The organism is Quyinboa sediminis (assembly GCF_042219855.1).
Classification (GTDB): domain Bacteria; phylum Bacteroidota; class Bacteroidia; order Bacteroidales; family UBA5342; genus JBHJHP01.
The window spans coordinates 1,012,893-1,031,731 of sequence record NZ_JBHJHP010000001.1 but is presented as its reverse complement, the minus strand read 5'-3'; the positions used below and the strand labels follow the sequence as shown (position 1 = coordinate 1,031,731).

The 18,839-nt window shown below is 39.3% G+C and carries 17 protein-coding genes; 13 read left to right on the top strand and 4 right to left on the bottom strand.

Annotated elements, in window-relative coordinates; translation table 11 throughout:
- Positions 1-33: 33 nt before the first annotated feature.
- Positions 34-498 (bottom strand): hypothetical protein, encoded by a 465-nt coding sequence (locus ACE1EF_RS04320; protein WP_375719390.1) that lies wholly within the window; start codon positions 496-498, stop codon positions 34-36.
- A 296-nt stretch (positions 499-794) separates the two neighbouring features.
- Here ACE1EF_RS04320 and ACE1EF_RS04315 point away from each other — a divergent pair, with 296 nt between their 5' ends.
- Positions 795-1,394, top strand: coding sequence for a short chain dehydrogenase (locus ACE1EF_RS04315; protein WP_375719389.1), 600 nt, complete (start codon positions 795-797; stop codon positions 1,392-1,394).
- A gap of 407 nt (positions 1,395-1,801) precedes the next feature.
- On the opposite strand, the gene ACE1EF_RS04310 is transcribed toward ACE1EF_RS04315, so the two are convergent.
- Complete coding sequence (locus tag ACE1EF_RS04310) at positions 1,802-2,266, bottom strand: hypothetical protein (protein ID WP_375719388.1); 465 nt, start codon at positions 2,264-2,266, stop codon at positions 1,802-1,804.
- A 569-nt stretch (positions 2,267-2,835) separates the two neighbouring features.
- On the opposite strand from ACE1EF_RS04310, the gene ACE1EF_RS04305 reads away from it, so the two are divergent.
- The 4 genes from ACE1EF_RS04305 (at position 2,836) to ACE1EF_RS04290 (ending at position 7,866) form a co-directional block, all read left to right on the top strand.
- Positions 2,836-4,080, top strand: a complete 1,245-nt coding sequence (locus tag ACE1EF_RS04305; RefSeq protein WP_375719387.1) for a radical SAM protein — start codon at positions 2,836-2,838, stop codon at positions 4,078-4,080.
- A 2-nt stretch (positions 4,081-4,082) separates the two neighbouring features.
- Complete coding sequence (locus ACE1EF_RS04300) at positions 4,083-6,047, top strand: GNAT family N-acetyltransferase (RefSeq protein WP_375719386.1); 1,965 nt, start codon at positions 4,083-4,085, stop codon at positions 6,045-6,047.
- A gap of 57 nt (positions 6,048-6,104) precedes the next feature.
- A complete protein-coding gene (locus tag ACE1EF_RS04295) occupies positions 6,105-6,527 on the top strand; it encodes a DUF1801 domain-containing protein (RefSeq protein ID WP_375719385.1) in 423 nt (140 codons plus the stop codon).
- Positions 6,528-6,627: 100 nt separating this feature from the next.
- Positions 6,628-7,866 carry a permease gene (locus ACE1EF_RS04290; protein WP_375719384.1) on the top strand — a complete coding sequence of 413 codons (1,239 nt, stop codon included), beginning with the start codon at positions 6,628-6,630 and terminating at the stop codon, positions 7,864-7,866.
- Here the strand turns inward: ACE1EF_RS04290 and ACE1EF_RS04285 are convergent.
- Positions 7,863-8,537 carry a hypothetical protein gene (locus ACE1EF_RS04285; protein ID WP_375719383.1) on the bottom strand — a complete coding sequence of 225 codons (675 nt, stop codon included), beginning with the start codon at positions 8,535-8,537 and terminating at the stop codon, positions 7,863-7,865. The two genes, ACE1EF_RS04290 and ACE1EF_RS04285, sit on opposite strands and share 4 nt — an antisense overlap.
- Before the next feature lie 141 nt (positions 8,538-8,678).
- Positions 8,679-9,167, bottom strand: coding sequence for a DUF456 domain-containing protein (locus ACE1EF_RS04280; RefSeq protein WP_375719382.1), 489 nt, complete (start codon positions 9,165-9,167; stop codon positions 8,679-8,681).
- Positions 9,168-9,261: 94 nt separating this feature from the next.
- Here ACE1EF_RS04280 and ACE1EF_RS04275 point away from each other — a divergent pair, with 94 nt between their 5' ends.
- The 8 genes from ACE1EF_RS04275 (at position 9,262) to ACE1EF_RS04240 (ending at position 18,818) form a co-directional block, all read left to right on the top strand.
- Entirely contained in the window at positions 9,262-10,038 is a 777-nt protein-coding gene (locus tag ACE1EF_RS04275) for an MBL fold metallo-hydrolase (RefSeq protein ID WP_375719381.1), read from the top strand.
- A gap of 1 nt (position 10,039) precedes the next feature.
- On the top strand, positions 10,040-10,825 hold the full coding sequence (gene mazG / locus ACE1EF_RS04270; protein ID WP_375719380.1) for a nucleoside triphosphate pyrophosphohydrolase: 786 nt from the start codon (positions 10,040-10,042) through the stop codon (positions 10,823-10,825).
- A gap of 1 nt (position 10,826) precedes the next feature.
- Positions 10,827-11,087, top strand: a complete 261-nt coding sequence (locus tag ACE1EF_RS04265; RefSeq protein ID WP_375719379.1) for a hypothetical protein — start codon at positions 10,827-10,829, stop codon at positions 11,085-11,087.
- A 1,380-nt stretch (positions 11,088-12,467) separates the two neighbouring features.
- Positions 12,468-13,916: a serine hydrolase domain-containing protein gene (locus ACE1EF_RS04260; RefSeq protein WP_375719378.1), complete on the top strand. Its 1,449-nt coding sequence runs from the start codon at positions 12,468-12,470 to the stop codon at positions 13,914-13,916.
- 199 nt (positions 13,917-14,115) lie between these two features.
- Positions 14,116-15,156: an EFR1 family ferrodoxin gene (locus ACE1EF_RS04255; protein WP_375719377.1), complete on the top strand. Its 1,041-nt coding sequence runs from the start codon at positions 14,116-14,118 to the stop codon at positions 15,154-15,156.
- A 769-nt stretch (positions 15,157-15,925) separates the two neighbouring features.
- Positions 15,926-16,651: an NAD(P)H-binding protein gene (locus tag ACE1EF_RS04250; protein ID WP_375719376.1), complete on the top strand. Its 726-nt coding sequence runs from the start codon at positions 15,926-15,928 to the stop codon at positions 16,649-16,651.
- 494 nt (positions 16,652-17,145) lie between these two features.
- Positions 17,146-17,808, top strand: a complete 663-nt coding sequence (locus ACE1EF_RS04245) for a hypothetical protein (RefSeq protein WP_375719375.1) — start codon at positions 17,146-17,148, stop codon at positions 17,806-17,808.
- Positions 17,809-17,984: 176 nt separating this feature from the next.
- Positions 17,985-18,818 (top strand): hypothetical protein, encoded by an 834-nt coding sequence (locus ACE1EF_RS04240; RefSeq protein ID WP_375719374.1) that lies wholly within the window; start codon positions 17,985-17,987, stop codon positions 18,816-18,818.
- Positions 18,819-18,839 lie beyond the last annotated feature (21 nt).

Genomic DNA, 18,839 nt, shown 5'->3' with positions numbered 1-18,839 from the left:
TTTTTCGTCTTTAGCTTGTTAGTGTAACTCTCCTTAATTCATCACCTCCGGAAGGTATTGTGCAATCAGATTCAACTGCGTTTTTTCAGTACATCTTTTGTGTGTAATGATTCTTTGTTTTAAGTAATTTACTCTGTTGACATTTGCACGTACTTCCTTTTCCGGGAGAGTGGCCAGGCTTTCCGGCATATAATTGATTCCAAATATTCCGTCTCTCCTGGCGTAAGCCACTTCAAAATCATCGGTTCTAACCAGATAAATTTTGCAGTTGGGTACATTATATACACCAATATAAACGGGTTTGGACAGATTGTCGTAGTGCAATACATAGGTTTGAACTTCCTCACCTTTGACCACCATTGGATTGGCAGCTTTTTTTAAATAATACTTACCTAATTCAGAATTGGATTCTTTGACGATGGTTTCAGCCTGTATTGCAGATGCAAACATAGTGAACACTAATAAAGTTAATCCGAAAAGTTTAAATGTTGTTTTCATGATGTTATTTTTTATTGTGATTAATTATTTTTCTGATTCAAAGGTATGGCAGGATTGGCGCGGAATGAAGTGAAAATCTGCCAGTATAAGCAGCTTGTCGGTGTGTTAAGAAAATTCACATTGTAAGCGGAAAAGTATACGTTTACCTCTTCGTTTACCGAAAATTCACAATACTTTGTAACTTTTTAAAAGCTTAGGGCTCACTGGAGTTATTAAGTTGCATTGCAAAGTTAAAATGACAAAACAACCGTTATACATACTTGTTATCTCTATATAAAAACAATAAATTATTTATCATGAAGATTATTATTATTGGAGGATACGGAACAATTGGTAACAAGGTCGCTGCATATTTGAAACAGAGGCACGATGTCATTATAGCCGGACGATCGGCCGGTAATATTCAAATCGACATCACTGACAATGCATCCATAAAAAGTGCATTGGAAAAAACCGGAAAGGTTGATGCCATTGTGAATATCGCCGGAGCCACCAAATGGGGCAGTTTTGCTGATCTGACCGAAGAGGATTATTATGTGGGCATTAAAAGTAAACTGATGGGACAGGTTAACCTGGTTCGTATCGGCAGGGAATATCTTAACAGGGGGGGATCCATAACGCTAACAACCGGTATACTGGCTGATGACCCCGTGGTGAATACAACGGCTGCAGCAATGGTAAACGGAGGCATTCACAGTTTTGTAAAGGCAGTGAATCTGGAAATAGAAAATGAGATCCGAATCAATGCGGTTTCTGTGGGAATGGTTGAGGATGCCTATGAACGGATTAAAAATGCATTCCCCGGACATATACCGGTGACTATGAATGAAGTGGTTCAGGCATATGTGCGGAGTGTTGAAGGTAAAGACCGTGGAGAAATTATCAGGAGATACTAAAAAGAATCATTACTGTCCGGTTAAAAGATTAAATAAAAGATTGAAACCCTTTTGTACGTAGTTTTCAGTAACCCCGGCATTACCACGTGTCTCCTTATCTTTAGCGGTGGCATAATGCCGGGGTTACTTGTCAGGTCCATTCTTCAGGACTTTAGTCCTTGTGTTCAGGTTGTTAATAATCAACACCTTGTATTTTAACATCAATCACATTTATCAAAAGATCTAATTTACACGGACACCGTTGAAAAAGAATATGTATTAGATAAGTTCAGATTTAAAAATACTTTTACCCCTTTTTTCCTGAGTCTTGATACCTGATACCTGTGTCTTATAAAAATAAAAGAGGCGTCCTTCCCGGACGCCCCTCAACTTCTACGTAAATAATAATTAATCAAAATCTATGAGACTTATTTCATTACCTGTGGCAGATATGCTGCAATCAGTTGGAGTGCTTTATCATCATTAGGGTTGTTAGGTGTAATGACCCGCTGATTCAGAAAATGTTCCCTGTTAATTTTTGACATTACTACTTCTTCATCCAGTGTGGCCAGTTTCTTTGGCATATATTCCACACCAAATTTGCCATTTTTGTTGACATACGCGATTTCAAATCCATCGGTTCTTACAATATAGGTATTACCTTTTTTACCTTCAAGAACGCCAACATAAACCGGGTAGGCCAGGTGATCGTAATGAATAACGAACGTTGGTAAAGTTTCACCGGAAACTTCAATTACATTAACGGCTTCTTTTAACCAATACTTACCAAGGTCTGAGTTTGTTTCACCTACAAGAGCTGATGCACTTGCTGTAAAAGAGAACATTGAAATTGCTAACACTGCTAATCCGAAAAATTTGTTGATTGTTTTCATGATGCTATTTTTTTTTATTGTTTAAATGTTTTTGTTTTAATTTCTGATTCAAAAGTATGGCGGTTTTGAACAATCCAGAACAGATTATCTGTGAATCCGGGGTTTAAATCGGTGTATGGCGGATTTTAACATTTGTGGGCAACTGGTCGCCATTGACCGACCCGTTCACGCCCGTTCATCGACGAAATGAAAGGGTGAAAATCGTCGGTGACTTTCCTGAAGGCTTTAATTACACCTGTTTTCGGCTATTAAAGCTGAACTGGTACGCCATACCGGTTCTATAAACAGTTTTCCGCATGTATTAACTATTTAATTTTCTGTTATACAGTGGATTATATGAATTGAAAATAAATGTCAAAAAAAGAACCTGCCGTGATAATCATTCAATTCTTTTTATACTTTTACACGCATAAAATGTATCAAAGTACAACGACATATCATTTTTTTAACGGCTTTATAAACAGGGATATATGCCTTATTTGTCTCTCTGTGTTTTCTGAGTTTTGTTGATTGTATAATTGCTTTCCGGGTGCATTAATCAATAACGTATAATTTTATTTGTATGCTGAATGAAAACTTTCATTCATTATTTGAATGATCTGGTATCTGAACAAAAGAGTACCTTTTCAAAATATCAGGATATCCGCTGGATAAATCCCTATGAAGCCGATGTGTTTCAAATGAAACGAGATGAGCTTCTTTTAAAAAATACGGACACCTTATTTAAGGGAACAAAAGTTTACCACCGGTCAGTTTCCAATGGCTGTAATCTATGTGGTAAGGGCTTATGGAGTTGCCTTTTTATAACCGGGAAATGCAATGCAGCGTGTTTCTATTGTCCGGCTTCACAGCAAAAAGATGAGACACCCACATCGCAGGGCCTGACCTTTAATACCCCGGAAGCCTATGCAGAATATGTCCGCCATTTTGGATTTAAAGGGGTAAGCTTTAGTGGCGGGGAACCCTTGTTGTATTTTGAACGCACACTGGAATATTTAAAAGCGGTAAGAAAATCATGTGATCCGGATATTTATATCTGGCTCTATACGAACGGCATTCTGGCAAGTGAAGAGAAGTTCCGTATCCTGGCTGATGCTGGATTGAATGAAATACGCTTTGATATCGGTGCGACCCGCTATTCACTTGAAAATGTGAAAAAAGCTGCCGGAATTATACCCATTGTAAGCATTGAAATTCCTTCAGTACCGGAGGAAAAAGCATTGATCATAGATCTGTTGCCCGAAATGGTCAGGGCAGGTGTTAAACATCTTAATCTGCATCAGTTGCGCCTGACGGATTATAATGCACCCCGGCTTTTAAAGCGAAATTACACCTATATTCCCGCTGAAAAGCCTATTGTCCTTGAATCTGAGCTTGCTGCACTGGAGATTATAGATTATGCTGCCGACAACGGAATAAATATAGGGATCAATTACTGCTCGTTCTATTTTAAAAACAGATTTCAGAAAGCCGGCTTCAGAACACGTGTAAATGCCACGCTTGGTGTCACTAAGGAGATGCTGACAGAAAAAGGTAATATCAGACGCATGGGTGAAGAGGAAGTCCATTACAGCAGTTTATTTCTCGGTGATGGCAATGATGCTCCAATGGCGGATCAAAACAAGCTCATTCTGGCGCATAAAACATATGTGGTTTCTGAATCTCCCGTGGTAAAACCAGTGAAATTTATGGAACATCAAAAGCCTGAAATCGTAAAACTGATAACGGAAGAACCGCCGGAGATACCGGATGATCCGGTTTTATTCAGGATCTGGCAAAATGAATATATTGAAAAGAATTTAAGGGATTACTAAAAATGGAAGTTAAAATAAGTCGTGCATCACTGAATAATCTGTCGTTTCTGGAAGCGCTGGAAGAAACCTGTTTTATGGAAATTCAGCGCAGCACTCGAAGGATGTTACGCTTAAGCCTGAACAGTCCGTTCCAGGATGTGTTTCTGATTTCGGTTCAGAACGGTACAGAGGAAACCTATGCCGGTGCCATGGTTATCCATTATCATAAACGTACCTTGCGTTTATATTCAATCGCTGTGTTACCGCAGTACAGATCACTTCAACTGGGGAAAAAATTAATGGCTTACTGCTTTGAGCGGGCAGAGATTCTGCAGCTTGAAAAGGTATCACTGGAAGCCATGGCCGCAAATAAATCCCTGATATCATGGTATGAGCAGTTCGGATTTAAAATTACCGGTATTTTGCCGGACTATTATGCCGAGGGTTATGATGCCGTTAAGATGATCTACCGGCTTCCGGTTCAGACAGAGAAAAGTTCGAAGGAAAACATTATCGTTGTGGATAATCCGGGGCAGTTCAGGTTTGTACCGGATAATATCCAGGTGGTTCCGGCAAAAAAGTATATCACAACCAAGAAATACCAGGAACTGCGTAATGCCCGTATTTTTAATCTTTGCAGTTCATATAAATATCAAAGTACCGGTTATTATGTATCGCTGCTGGCTTCAGCCCGCGATCACAGGGTAGTGCCCAGTGTGACGACCATTGGCGATTTTAAGAATGCGTCTGTGATCAAAAGTATTTCAACCGAGGTGGATGAGCTGATACAGAAAGCTTTTATCAATGTGACAGAGAAGAAGGTCAGCATCAACATCTATTTCGGGCAAACAGAGGACAAAAAGCTGAAGCAACTGGCCGGTAAGCTCTACATGTTGTTTGAAACGCCGCTTTTACAGGTTCATTTTGTAAAAGAGGATAACTGGATGATATACAGGGTTCAGCCTTTAAATGTGAATAAGCTTCCCGAAGAGCATAAGGAATTGGTGGAACAGTGTATGGAGAACTTTTTTTCAAAAAAACGGTTTCACATCCCGCGGCTAAAGAACTACAAATACGATCTGGCCATTCTTGTCAACCCGGATGAAAAAAATCCGCCTTCCAATAAAAAGGCGCTGGAAAAATTCAAGGCAGCGGCAGACAGGGCAGGGTTTTATATGGAATACATTACAAAAGACGATATCAACCGTCTGAGTGAATTCGATGCACTTTTTATACGTGAAACAACCAATGTAAATGATTATACCTACCGGTTTTCGCGGACGGCATACGCTGAAGGACTGGTTGTAATTGATGATCCCTGGTCTATTTTACGTTGTTCAAATAAGATTTATCTGTACGAACGTATGGTCCTGAACCGTATTCCTATACCGGCATCCAGGGTTCTTGCCAAGAGTCAGTTTAAAGCAGCCGATGCCGATGCACTGATCTACCCGCTGGTCTTAAAACAGCCCGATGGTTCGTTTTCAAAAGGAGTAAGTAAAGTTCACAGCAAGGAGGAGCTTCTGGAATCGTTAAAGATACTGTTTAAAAAATCGGAGCTGATTATTGCCCAGCAGTTTCTGCCGTCAGAATTCGACTGGCGGATAGGTATTCTGGACGGACAACCGCTGTTTGCCTGTAAATACTTTATGGCAAAGGGACACTGGCAGATTTATAACTGGAAAGGGAAAAAGGACGATATGGAAGGGATGTCGGCAACTATGCCTGTTTCCGAAGTGCCGGAAAAAGTGATGAAAGTGGCATTAAAAGGGGCTTCCCTTATGGGTGATGGCTTATATGGCGTGGATCTGAAAGAAGTGAATGGTGAAGTTTTCCTTATAGAGATTAACGACAACCCTAACATAGATTCAGGTATTGAGGATGTCGTCCTGAAAAAGGAACTTTACGATCGTATTATGCTGTCATTTCTGAACCGTATAGAACTGTCGCGGAATATCACCCGCTTTATTGCAGCAGATCCGGTTTAGTTACCCGCATCATTCAACAAATGGTTTGCTTTTCCTGTTTTTCTTAAAAATGCAATCATGGCTGACGTGAAAACTAAACGGAACAACAGGGATGTGGCAGACTTTATCAATACCATTGAAGATCAGGAGAAAAAGGCTGATGCACTGGTGTTGCTGCATATGATGAAGGAAATAACCGGCGAGGATGCGGTAATGTGGGGTGAAAGCATCATTGGATTCGGATCATACCATTATAAATACGATACCGGCAGGGAGGGCGACTGGATGATAACAGGCTTTTCGCCCCGGAAGCAAAATATCTCTGTTTACCTGATTTACGGCGTGGATCATCTTACCGGCATTGAAAAGCTGGGTAAATATAAAACCGGTAAAGCCTGTTTGTATGTAAAACGACTCAGCGATGTGGATCAAAATGTGCTCAGAACCCTGATTGCTGAAAGCGTTGAAAAAATGAAACAAAAATACGGCTCAAAACCTTAAGCCACTTTACACACAAATTCATTCATACAGTAAATTTATCGTACCGCGACATATTTATATATCTCGATTCATATTATCTTTGCAACGAATTTAGTAGGATATGATAGCCTGGATATTAAAATATTTTGAAGCACTGCTGGACATCAGCGTAGAGATGGCACCGTACCTTTTGCTTGGTTTTTTGCTGGCGGGTGCCATGAAAGTATTTCTGCCACAGAACTTTGTGAATAAGTATATGGGTAAAGGTAACCGGTGGTCGGTAATGAATGCCGCACTGATTGGTGTTCCGCTTCCCTTATGTTCCTGTGGTGTGATCCCAACCGGTATATCGTTTTACAAAAACGGGGCAGGTAAGGGAGCTTCAGTCAGTTTTCTGGTTTCTACGCCACAGACCGGTTTTGATTCCATTATGATAACCTACTCCCTGCTCGGACTGCCTTTTGCCCTGCTGAGGCCGGTAATCGCTTTTGTTACAGGTATATTCAGCGGACTGGTTACGGATGCAGTAACACACAGGGATGCTGTGGAGCCCATGCAAAAAGTGGCGGCACACAGCTATGAGACCGGGCGAAAATGGGGCCGGCTCTTTCATTATGCCCTGGAAGAGTTTCTGATGGATATTGCCAAATGGCTGATCATAGGTTTAATGCTGGCTGCACTGATTACCGTTGTAGTCCCGGATGAGTTTTTCATGAATTACCTGAACAGCTCACTGATCAGCATGCTGGTCATCCTGGCAGTTTCGATGCCCCTGTATATTTGCGCTACGGCATCAGTCCCTATTGCAGCAGCTCTTATGCTGAAAGGATTGTCACCCGGTGCGGCCTTAGTGCTATTAATGGCAGGGCCGGCTACAAATGCAGCTACCATGACCGTCATTAAACAGACCATGGGGACCAAAACACTGATTGTCTATCTGGCGACCATTATCTCGGGTGCGCTTTTGTCCGGTTTTATTATTGATACCTTTCTTCCGGCTTCATGGTTTGTATTGCCGGCCGAAATGCTTCACGGACACCATCATATATTACCTGAATGGCTGCATGTAGCTGCTGCCCTTGTGCTGCTTTTATCGGTTCTGCGCGGATACCTGAAGCCTGTTTATCTGAATCTGAAACGAAAATTAAATACAAAAATAATGGAGAAACAAGTGTTTAAAGTTGAAGGGATGGGATGTAAAATGTGCTCGGATAAAATTGAGACCGGTTTACGTTCGTTTGAAAACGTTTCTTTTGCCTCGGCTGATCATGTGAGTGGAGATGTTGTGGTGGAAGGGGATAAGCTCGAATCAGATCTTATCAAAAGCAAAATCAGCGATCTGGGCTATAAAGTGGTTTAATCCTGATTCATAGTCGACAAAATCTGAGGCGGTTTCAAATACCGCCTTGCTTTTAATTTTTTGTATTTAGGGGTGGCCTTTGGCGTATTCTGCACAAAACGGGACCACTCATACAACTGCCACCCCAGACCCTGATCAATCGTCATCATATCTATCTGGTGTTCATAAAAAATTCGTTTGTCTTCGCTTAAGTACCAGACAGCCCGTTTTAAAATGCCGCCGGCACCAACGCTTCTGAAATCCAGAATATGTGCCAGTTCATGACCAAACAGTCCGACAGCCGCCTGGTAATTTACATCGCGGAGTATGATGTTCCCAAATTTATTGTCTTTGTTGATCCGCAGGATATAATCCCGGTTATGTTTCGATTTGAATATCACCGACCAAATGGTGGGACGCATTGAAAGCGTGGTTTTGATGTTTCCTGTTTTGACCCGGATATGTGAATTCCGTAATTCGGGATAGTAGGACAGGGCGGTGTAAAATGCTGTGGAATAGCGATCCGGAATACCCGATACATCTTGGAACTCCGTTTTAAGACTGTCGATTTTTTGCACATAGTTGCAGCTGTCAATGTACTTAATCAGCTGTTCATTGTTGTTTTGTCCGAAAGCATTGAAACTGAAGAACGGTAAAACCAGGAGCAATATGTATCCCTTCAAACGCATCATCTCTTTTTGTGCCCGCTCACAAAATAATAAAAATGTCTTACAAACAAAATCCGGTAAGATTAAATAAAGGAAATTAACAGGTTTAAATCCTTCATCCATTAACCACAGAAAATATTGACAGCAAACCGCAGGTTTACTGGCTTAAGTCATCCCGCGAATCATCTCACGGAAAAAGATCCAGGTCATCCAGCCTGATGCGACCAGTTTGATTCCGGTTCCGAACAGAAAGCCAACGAAGGCGCCAAGTCCCGCTTTTAAGGCTTTGTTACGTTCCTGTCCTGACATCATCTCTCCGATTACCGCACCGGCAAAAGGGCCTATAATAATGCCAAAGGGTGGAAAAAAGAGCATTCCTGCCAGCAGGCCGAGGATACTGCCCCAGACTCCCCATTTGGATCCGCCAAACTTTTTGGTTCCCCAGATAGGAACAAAATTATCAAGCACGGTAACCACAACGGCTATAATGCCCCAGGTGATCAGCGTGTTTTCATTTATCTGGACATATTTGGTGAAATGGAGTATCAGAAGACCGACAAAACTTATCGGAGGACCCGGTATGCCGGGTAAAATGCATCCGGCCAGACCTACCAGGATAAGGATAACTCCCAGGCTGCTAAGTAGAATATCCATTTTTTTTAAACAAAAATAGAATAATTTACAACTCTTTGTGAATAATTCCGGTTAAATAAACACATCGGATTTACTTTTATTACTTTTGTTTTTTATGTCAAATCAACTGAAAATAACATTTCTGGGAACGGGCACATCGCAGGGAATACCGGTGATTGGATGCCGCTGTGATGTCTGCGTTTCGGATGATCCAAGAGATAAGCGGCTGCGTTCTTCTATTCTGGTTCAGTACGGGAAAACGAATGTGGTTATTGACGCAGGACCGGATTTCCGGCAACAGATGCTCACCTGCGGGATAGATCATATGGATGCTTTGATCCTGACCCATGAGCATAAGGACCACATAGCCGGAATGGATGATGTGCGTGCCTTTAACCGGATATCAGGTGATGCCGTAAAGGTATACTGCGAGGAACGGGTGAGTGAGGTGGTAAAGACAGAGTTCAGTTATGCCTTTAAAAACTTTCGCTATCCGGGCATACCAAAATTCGATATCCATCTGATTGATGATAAAACTCCTTTGGTGCTTCAGGGTGAACCGTTTATGCCGGTTCGCTGTATGCACTATAAACTTCCGGTTCTGGGGTTCCGGATCAGGAATTTTGCCTATCTCACAGACCTGAGTTCTATCCCTGAAGGTGAAATTTCAAAACTGCAGCATCTGGATGTACTGGTGATTGATGCCTTACGGCATGAAGAGCATATTTCGCATTACAACCTTGAACAGGCCCTGGAGGTGGTGGAACAGTTAAAACCCGGAGAAGCCTATCTGACGCATATCAGTCATGGGATGATAAAACACAGTGAGGTATTGAAACTACTGCCGGCAAATGTTCAGCCGGCTTATGACGGATTAAAACTTATACTATAATATGAGCACAAAGCAGGAACGGATGGATGCATTTGGTGAATTGCTGGACATCATGGACGAATTGCGTGAGAAATGTCCGTGGGACAGTAAGCAGACCCTGGAAAGCCTCCGTCATTTAACCATTGAAGAGACATACGAACTTTCGGATGCTATTCTGAAAGGCGACCTTAAAGAGATAAAAAAGGAGTTGGGGGATATTTTACTGCATATTGTATTTTATGCAAAAATAGGAGAGGAGAAACAGGCCTTTGATATCACCGATGTCCTTAACGGCATCTGTGAAAAACTGATTTACCGCCATCCGCATATCTTCGCAGATACGGAGGTGGCTGACGCATCTGAGGTAGAGCGGAATTGGGAAAAGTTGAAGCTCAAGGAAAAAGATGGTAACCGCCGTGTACTGGAAGGTGTTCCTGCGGCTCTCCCAGCAATGATTAAAGCCCACCGGATACAGGATAAGGCACGCGGTGTGGGTTTTGACTGGGATCAGAAAGAACAGGTTTGGGATAAGGTACGTGAAGAACTGGCTGAACTGGAATTTGAGATCAAAGCCGGTAATGTGGCCGATACCGAAAAAGAATTCGGAGACCTGTTTTTTAGTATGATCAATGCGGCCAGGTTATACGGGATTGATCCTGAAGCAGCACTTGAACGAACCAATATCAAATTCATTCAGCGCTTTAATTACCTGGAGGATCAGACACTGAAAAAAGGCAAATCGCTGAAAGACATGAACCTGGAGGAGATGGATAAAATATGGGAGGAAGCCAAGCATAAAGCACATTGAAATGAAAAAACTCGACCCCACACCGTTTGGTTTAAACAGCAGAACAGATTTACAACAGGTTGATGCCGGAACCATTGCCATTGTGAAGAAGATTAAAAGCCGGATCATTAGAAAGGATGCGGAAAAAATTGCGGCTATGGCAGATAAGATTCAGGAAAAAAAGCCGGGACAGAAAGTCATCCTGGTTTGTACACCGAATATCTGTTCAAAGTCGAAAGTCCTGTTAAGGGAAAAAAATATTGACATACAAATTGAAGAATAATTTAGGTAAATTGTGTTCATAATGACACAATGATGTAATGTCGTCTTAAAATCAGCACCTTACATTTGTACTGTATTAAAGGGATTGGCATTACAATTGCAATTAAACGAATTGGGAGTTCAGGCGTGGATTCCCTTTTTTTATCATACTCCGAAGTTTCAGTGAAGGAGTATATCAATCGTGAGACGTAATCGTGAACCGTGAATTGTGAGACGTGAAATGTGACGGGTTACGGGTTACACGTTACGTGTTACAGGTTACGTGTTACAAGTTACAGGTTACGTGTTACAGGTTACGCGTTACAAATTACGACTCCTGACCTACAAATGAATAATGAAAAATTTAAAATGAATAATGGAGCATGCCTTTGTAGTGCATATTGACTCGTAGTATGCGGTTTTCCTTTTCTTATTAATGATTTCCAAAGAACATCGGCGAAACTCAGCGATTTAATCTGCGTAAATCTGCGAGAAAATAGGTATGTAAATTGTAAGATGAGAAATGTGACGGGTTGCGCGTTACAGGTTACACGTTACACGTTACGCGTTACAGGTTACGACTCCTGACCTACAAATGAATAATGAAAAATTTAAAATGAATAATGGAGCATGCCTTTGTAGTGCATATTGACTCGTAGAATGCGGTGTTCTTCCCTATATTAATGGCTTCCAAAGTCTTCTGAGAAACTCAGCGATTTAATCTGCATAAATCTGCGAGAAAATAGGTATGTAAATTGTAAGATGAGAAATGTGACGGGTTACGCGGTACAGGTTACGTGTTACAGGTTACGCGTTACAAATTACGACTCCTGACTTACAAATGAATAATGAAAAATTTAAAATGAATAATTGAGCATGCCTTTGTAGTGCATATTGACTCTTAGTATGCGGTTTTCCTTTCCTTATTAATGGCTTCCAAAGTCTTCTGCGAAACTCAGCGATTTAAACGGCGTATATCCGCGAGAAAATGATGTGTTGTGAACCGCCACAACTCCCGTATCACAAATTATGGCTTACGACTTACGTAATACAAAGTCTCCAGACTACGTTTATGTGAACGATTAGTTTTATGCTAAACCAAAACAATTCTTCATTTTTCATTCTTAATTCTTCATTCATAATTCTACATTCTTCATTTAAAATGCTTACTTTTAGACTGATAATACCGAAAAGACCCCAATCCTTTTTCGATTAGCCCGTTACGAATATGATTTACTTTACAACATATACGTACACTATAAAAAGTGAAAAATAGAGTTGAACAAAGTTCCGGCTTATAATCAGGGAATTGAACAAATAACGAAAGAACAAAAAACCACGAACCGCTATCACATGGTATAATCCATGGTGGTACGTTTAAATAAAACACTATAAAAAGACAATGAAAAGATATATTTCAATCACAGTAATAATTTCAATGCTTTTTGTTTCCTGCAAAAACAAAACCACCTCAAATGACAGGGTCAACTCTCTGAAAAACAGACTTGAATCCTATATGGATGAGTGCAATGAGAATGGACTTTCTGCAAGCGTTTTAGTCGCTATGGACGGAGAAATACTCTACTCTGGTGGCGTTGGACTAAGAAACAAAAACGAAAATCTTCCTGTAACGGAAGAAACTATTTTTACAATAGGTTCATTAACAAAACAATTTACTGCAACTGCTATTCTGAAATTACAGGAAAAGGGCAAATTATCAGTAAACGATTCTATTTATAAATTTTTTGAAAATGTGCCTAAGGACAAACAAAACATAACTATTCATCAGTTACTTACCCATACTTCAGGGATAGTGGGAAATCTTGGTTACGGCGTGGATTTCGTTCCCATCACAAAAGAGAAGTTTTTAAGCGAAGTTTATAGTTCACCATTGGATTTTGAACCAGGAAAACAGTTTAGTTATTCCAACGTGGGTTACAGTATTCTAGCTATGATAATTGAAAAAGTTGCGCAATCAGATTATGAGACCTATTTGCAGGAACATCTTTTTCAAAAAGCTGGTATGAAACATACGGGTTATCTTTTCCCACAATGGGATACAACTCAAATTGCACACGGTTATAAATGCGGGGAAGATTGGGGAACTCACCTTATGAAATGGCAGGCAGACTCAAATCAAATCTCGTGGCATTTAAAAGGTAATGGAGGCATACTTTCTAATCCTTCCGATTTATATAAATGGTATAAGGCATTAAAAGAAAACAAAATAATTTCTGAAAAATCATTTGAACAACTCACTTTTCCCCACGTAAATGAAAATGAATCAGGAGATTCACACTATGCATACGGATGGACCATAATGAATAGTGACCGGAATACAAAAATTGTAGCTCACAACGGCTCAAATGGTGTTTTTTATGCCGATTTCATACAACTGCCGGCAGAAAAAACGGTCATCATATATATGACCAATGAATTAAGATACGACACTCAAATTGTAGGATGGGAAATAGAGCAATTACTTTTTAATGAAGACTACACACCCATTGTACCCAAAATGAAAAGTATAAAACATGGCAGTACCAATATTACAAATAAACAACTTGAAATCATACATCAGTTTGTAAAACTAATTTTGACCGATGACGAGAACATTGATGATTTCATCAACAAACATGTCGCCAGTAAAGAAAGAGAACGAATATTCAAAATGTGGATGAAGGACATGCAGAAAGAGTTTTTGGGATATCGGCTGAACCATATTTTAGAATACGGGGATATGAGCTACGATATTGTTCTGGAATCGAAAGATGGAAAAATGGTTGATTTAACCCCATGTTTTGACCTGCAATTCAATGAAAGTAATCAAATCGTCGCTTTCGGATGGTAAATCAAAAACAGCATAGAATTGTATAAAAACAAAACCCGCTCAGTCACTAAATGGATGGGGTGTAGCCCGCTTCAAAATCACGGCAACATGACAGAAATAAATCCTGCAATCGGCACCTGTTCTTATACAAACGTAAGCAATGTTGAGAAACAGTCAGAGGATCCGGTATTATGAGAATTCATGAATTTTAAAGAGAAAGATGAGCGCATACAGGAGTATAGTAATATTTTATTTTTCAGGAACCGGTAATGCTAAACAAATAGCATTATGGTTTTCTGAACGTGCTATAAAAAAGCATCTTGATTGTCAGATATTTGATATTTCAAAAACAGATATTGATAAAATTAAGATCATTGGTTCGGATGCTTTGATTGTGATTATTTCACCTGTGCATGGCTTCAATTATCCGAAAATTACTTTAAATTTTATAAAACATTTTCCAAAAGGCGGGAATAATATTGTTTTAATGAATACCAGGGCAGGTATGAAAATAGGTCGTTTTGTTACACCCGGGTTGACTGGAATTGCGTTCTTATTGTCTTCAGTAATTTTAAAGAGCAGGGGATACAGGATTGTGGGACAAATTCCTTTTGATATGCCTTCAAATTGGATTTCAATTCATCCTGCATTACATGAGAATACCGTGAAATTCCTACACGAAAAAAATTATTATCGTGTTATAAAACACTTCAATAGAATAGTTTCTGGAAAAACAGATTTTCATGCATATAGAGAACTGGTTCAGGATATTTTAATTTCACCGGTGTCGATAGCTTATTATCTGGCAGGTAAATATCTTTTTGCAAAATCCTTTTATGCTTCTGTTCATTGTAATAACTGTGGTTTGTGTGTAAAACAATGTCCCGTTAATGCAATCAAAACAATCAATAATCGTCCCTATTGGACCCATAAATGTGAAAGTTGTATGAAGTGTATGAATTCATGCCCTAAAAAAGCAATAGAAACCGCACATGGACTAATGGTCACCACAAGTATATTAAGCTCCGTAGCGCTTACGATTTTACTCAACAACATTTTAATAATCGACCTGCAATCAGGTATTGTAAGGTTTTTAATACAGTCGTTTATATTCTTTGCTTTACTATGGATTTTATATAAATTCCAACATTTATTACTCCGAAATAAACGCCTAGGAAAACTAATATCTTATACTTCTCTGACACACTACAAATTTTGGGGAAGATATAAATCGATTCCAGATTATAAATGGAAAAAATAAAACACAGATTCCATCATTGTAAAAAAAGATAAGCCGATATGGTAGTAAATTGATGGGGCGTAGTCCGCTTCAATTTTCTTGAGCTCTGATATGGAACCATGCCGAAATCTGCTCCGTAAATCAGGCCTCTTCATACAATATTCACTACTGAGATTCTAAAAAAAACGACCTTCTTAAAACAGAATCCCGGTTTACTAAACAATCAGAATAACTATCGATGCCTAAGACGAAACACGATTCCTGATTTTTCAGGCACCTGTGGTTTTTCGGCAAGGGCATTCCGGACATCCCCTTTTTTTCCTCATTTTTCATCCTTCATTTCTGTAGTCCGTTTAAAGCTTCATAGATTCTTCGCTTCCTTCAAAATGACAGGAAGTTGCTGGCTGTTGGGCTGGAGGATGGGTTGGTTTGCTACACATTCGAAAACCAACCCATCCTCCGGCCCCAAACCTAAGAGACTGTCATTCTGAGCGTAATGGAATGGAGCGAAGAATCTTTAAGTAATATTGATTCGTTAACCGGACAACAATGATTCTTTATTCATAATACCTCATTCTTCATTTAAAATGCTTATTTTTAGGTTGATAAAAATGAAATGACCCCGTTCCTGTCTGGATTAGCCTGATAATAACATATATGTACGATAAAGAAAAAAGTTGAACCACCTTTCGCTTTATTGATTTATTTGCAAGGATTAGTAGAATAAAAATTGGAATATAGATGAGTTGTAACAATTGAAGAAATCTGTCCTGACTAAATATATAATAATATGGCAACATTAATAGTAGGTGCAACCGGTGCAACCGGAAAGCAACTGGTTGAACAATTATTGAGTAAGGGGAAAAGCGTCAAGGTGATCGTACGACCTTCGGGAAAAATAATGGATTCGTGGACGAATAATGACAGAATATCTATCATCAAAGCTAATATCTCAGAGATCAGTGTTGATGAAATGATGAACCATTTGATTGATTGTCAGTCCATCGCTTCTTGCCTAGGTCATAATATTACGTTGAAGGGGATTTTCGGAAAGCCCAGAAAATTAGTAACTAATGCCGTTGCATTGCTATGTCTTGCAATTCAGAAGAATTCTCCCGATAAACCAATACGTTTTGTATTGATGAATACAACTGCAAACAGAAACAGGGATTTAAATGAGCCCATTTCAATTGGAGAAAAACTGGTAATGGGGCTCATTCGCTTTTTTGTGCCACCACAGTCAGATAATGAAAAGGCGGCAGACTTCTTAAGAGTTAACATCGGGCAAAAACATAAGCGAATTGAATGGGTCGCTGTCCGACCAGATACGTTAATTGATGAAGATAATGTAAGCGAATACGAGGCATATGCTTCACCGATCAGGAGTGCCCTTTCTAATCCAGGCAAAACCAGCCGGATTAATGTTGGGAATTTTATGTCCAGACTAATCGTTGAAACTGAACTGTGGAATAACAGGAAAGGGCAGATGCCGGTAATATATAATAAAATGAACTAATGGCATGAAATTGACTGTCAAAAACATTTGGTGGTATCGCATGCGGTTTTAATTTTCTGATACACTTTATTCCTCAGGCATTAGTTTTAGGCTCAACAAGTAGCATTTTGTTCGATCTCAATAACCATAGAGACCATAACCAAAGAGAATATTATAGTTAAATGCAAATCACGTTGAACAAAGTCTTTCGGTTACATCCTAAAAAATAAACGTTTAATTATATTCAAAATGAATTGGCGTAATAATCATTCTGCATTATCCATTGTTCATTTAAAACAATTACTTTTAGATTGATAAAAAGGGAATCTGTTATTTGGAATTGTTGGAAATAAATTATTTTTTGTTAAAATTTTAATTATTGATTTTAAAATAAAGAAATTGGACTAACTGAATGAACCTGATGTAACTCAAAATAAACCAGAATAAAACGATGGTTTATTATTACCATTGGGCAAACAGATGTATAAAATGCACAGTATTCAGAATTTAAAAATATGATAAAAAAAACAGTCTTTTGGAGTAGAGACGGTATTATAACCCTTTTCGCAACCCTGGTTGGTGTTTTTCTTGCGCTTTATTTAAACGAATGGAATGCCTCAAGAAAACTTAAAAAGCAAAAAGAAATTGCAACTGAAAATATTTTAACAGAAATAAGTGCAAATAAAAAATTGCTAACGGAATCAGTAAAAAATTACACAGAAATGCTCGACATATACATCTTTTTTAGTGAGTGTTTAAGCACTGAAAGTGAATTTATTACTTCATCTGAAAATATGATTCAGTTTAGAACAAAGCATCCGGGCTTACTTTCTCCTATTGACTCTGTAAGATTGGGAAATGAAAAGTTTAAATACACCCGGATGAATTTAAATTTAGTCTTCACTTTAGAACAGGTTGAACTTAGAACCATAGCATGGGAGACTTTAAAAAGTAGTAATATCATATCAACTTATGATTTTGATTACTTAATGGGTTTGGAATATATCTATAAATCGCTATATAATATTATCCAAACAAATAATGGAATCTATAATGATGCTAAAAGTTTTATACAAGGTGATATGAGTGTTCTTGACAATCTTATTTTTAATGTTAAAATGGCAATAAATACAGAAAACGGATTGATCGACTTATGTAATAAAGATTATGGAAAATAAAAAACTGTGGCCGATAATTGGTCATCGTGCATATGGTTTTAATAACTTTTTAAATTTTATTACCCAAGCTCTAGTTTTAGGCACAACAAGTAACATTTTGTATGTTCTCAATAACCACATAGACAATAAACAATTAGAATGCTATAGTTAAATGGAAATCCCGTAAATAACGAACTATGAAAACACTACGATTTTTATTCTTTTCACTGGCATTTATCCTGATGGTCAGTTGCAATATTGGCTTAAGTTCAACGAAAAAGTCGGAAGAAGTAACGGTTACAATAACGGGTCAAAATTCGGACTCTCTTTTGTATATCACGGCTAAAACGGATAAGGACCCGGAAGTACGGAAGCTGGCCGTTAGCAAAATGACCTTCGGACCGTATCTGACCGAAATTGCCAAAACAGATCAAGACCCTGAAGTAAGGAAACTGGCGGTTAGCAGGATGACGTTCGGTCCGAGTCTAACCGAGATTGCCAAAACCGACAGTGACCCTGAAGTTAGAAAGAAAGCCGTTAGTAAAATGACCTTCGGTCCAAGCCTGACCGAAATCGCCAAAACCGACAAAGACCCTGAAGTAAGGAAATTAGCCGTTAGCAGAATGACGTTCGGTCCGAGTCTAACCGAGATTGCCAAAACCGACAGTGACCCGGAAGTTAGAAAGAAAGCCGTTAGTAAAATGACCTTCGGTCCAGGCCTGACCGAAATCGCCAAAACCGACAAAGACCCTGAAGTAAGGAAATTAGCTGTTAGCAGAATGACGTTCGGTCCGAGTCTGACTGAGATTGCCAAATCCGATAATGATCCTGAAGTTCGAAAACTGGCGGTTAGTAAAATGACCTTCGGTCCAAGCCTGACCGAAATCGCTAAAACTGACAAAGACCCTGAAGTGCGGAAACTGGCCGTTAGCAGGATGACTTTCAGACCAAGCCTGACCGAAATCGCTGAAACTGATAAAGATCCTGAAGTCCGAAAGCTGGCAGCCGAAAGACTGAAACAACTGGATTAGAAATTGCCGGAAATGAAAATG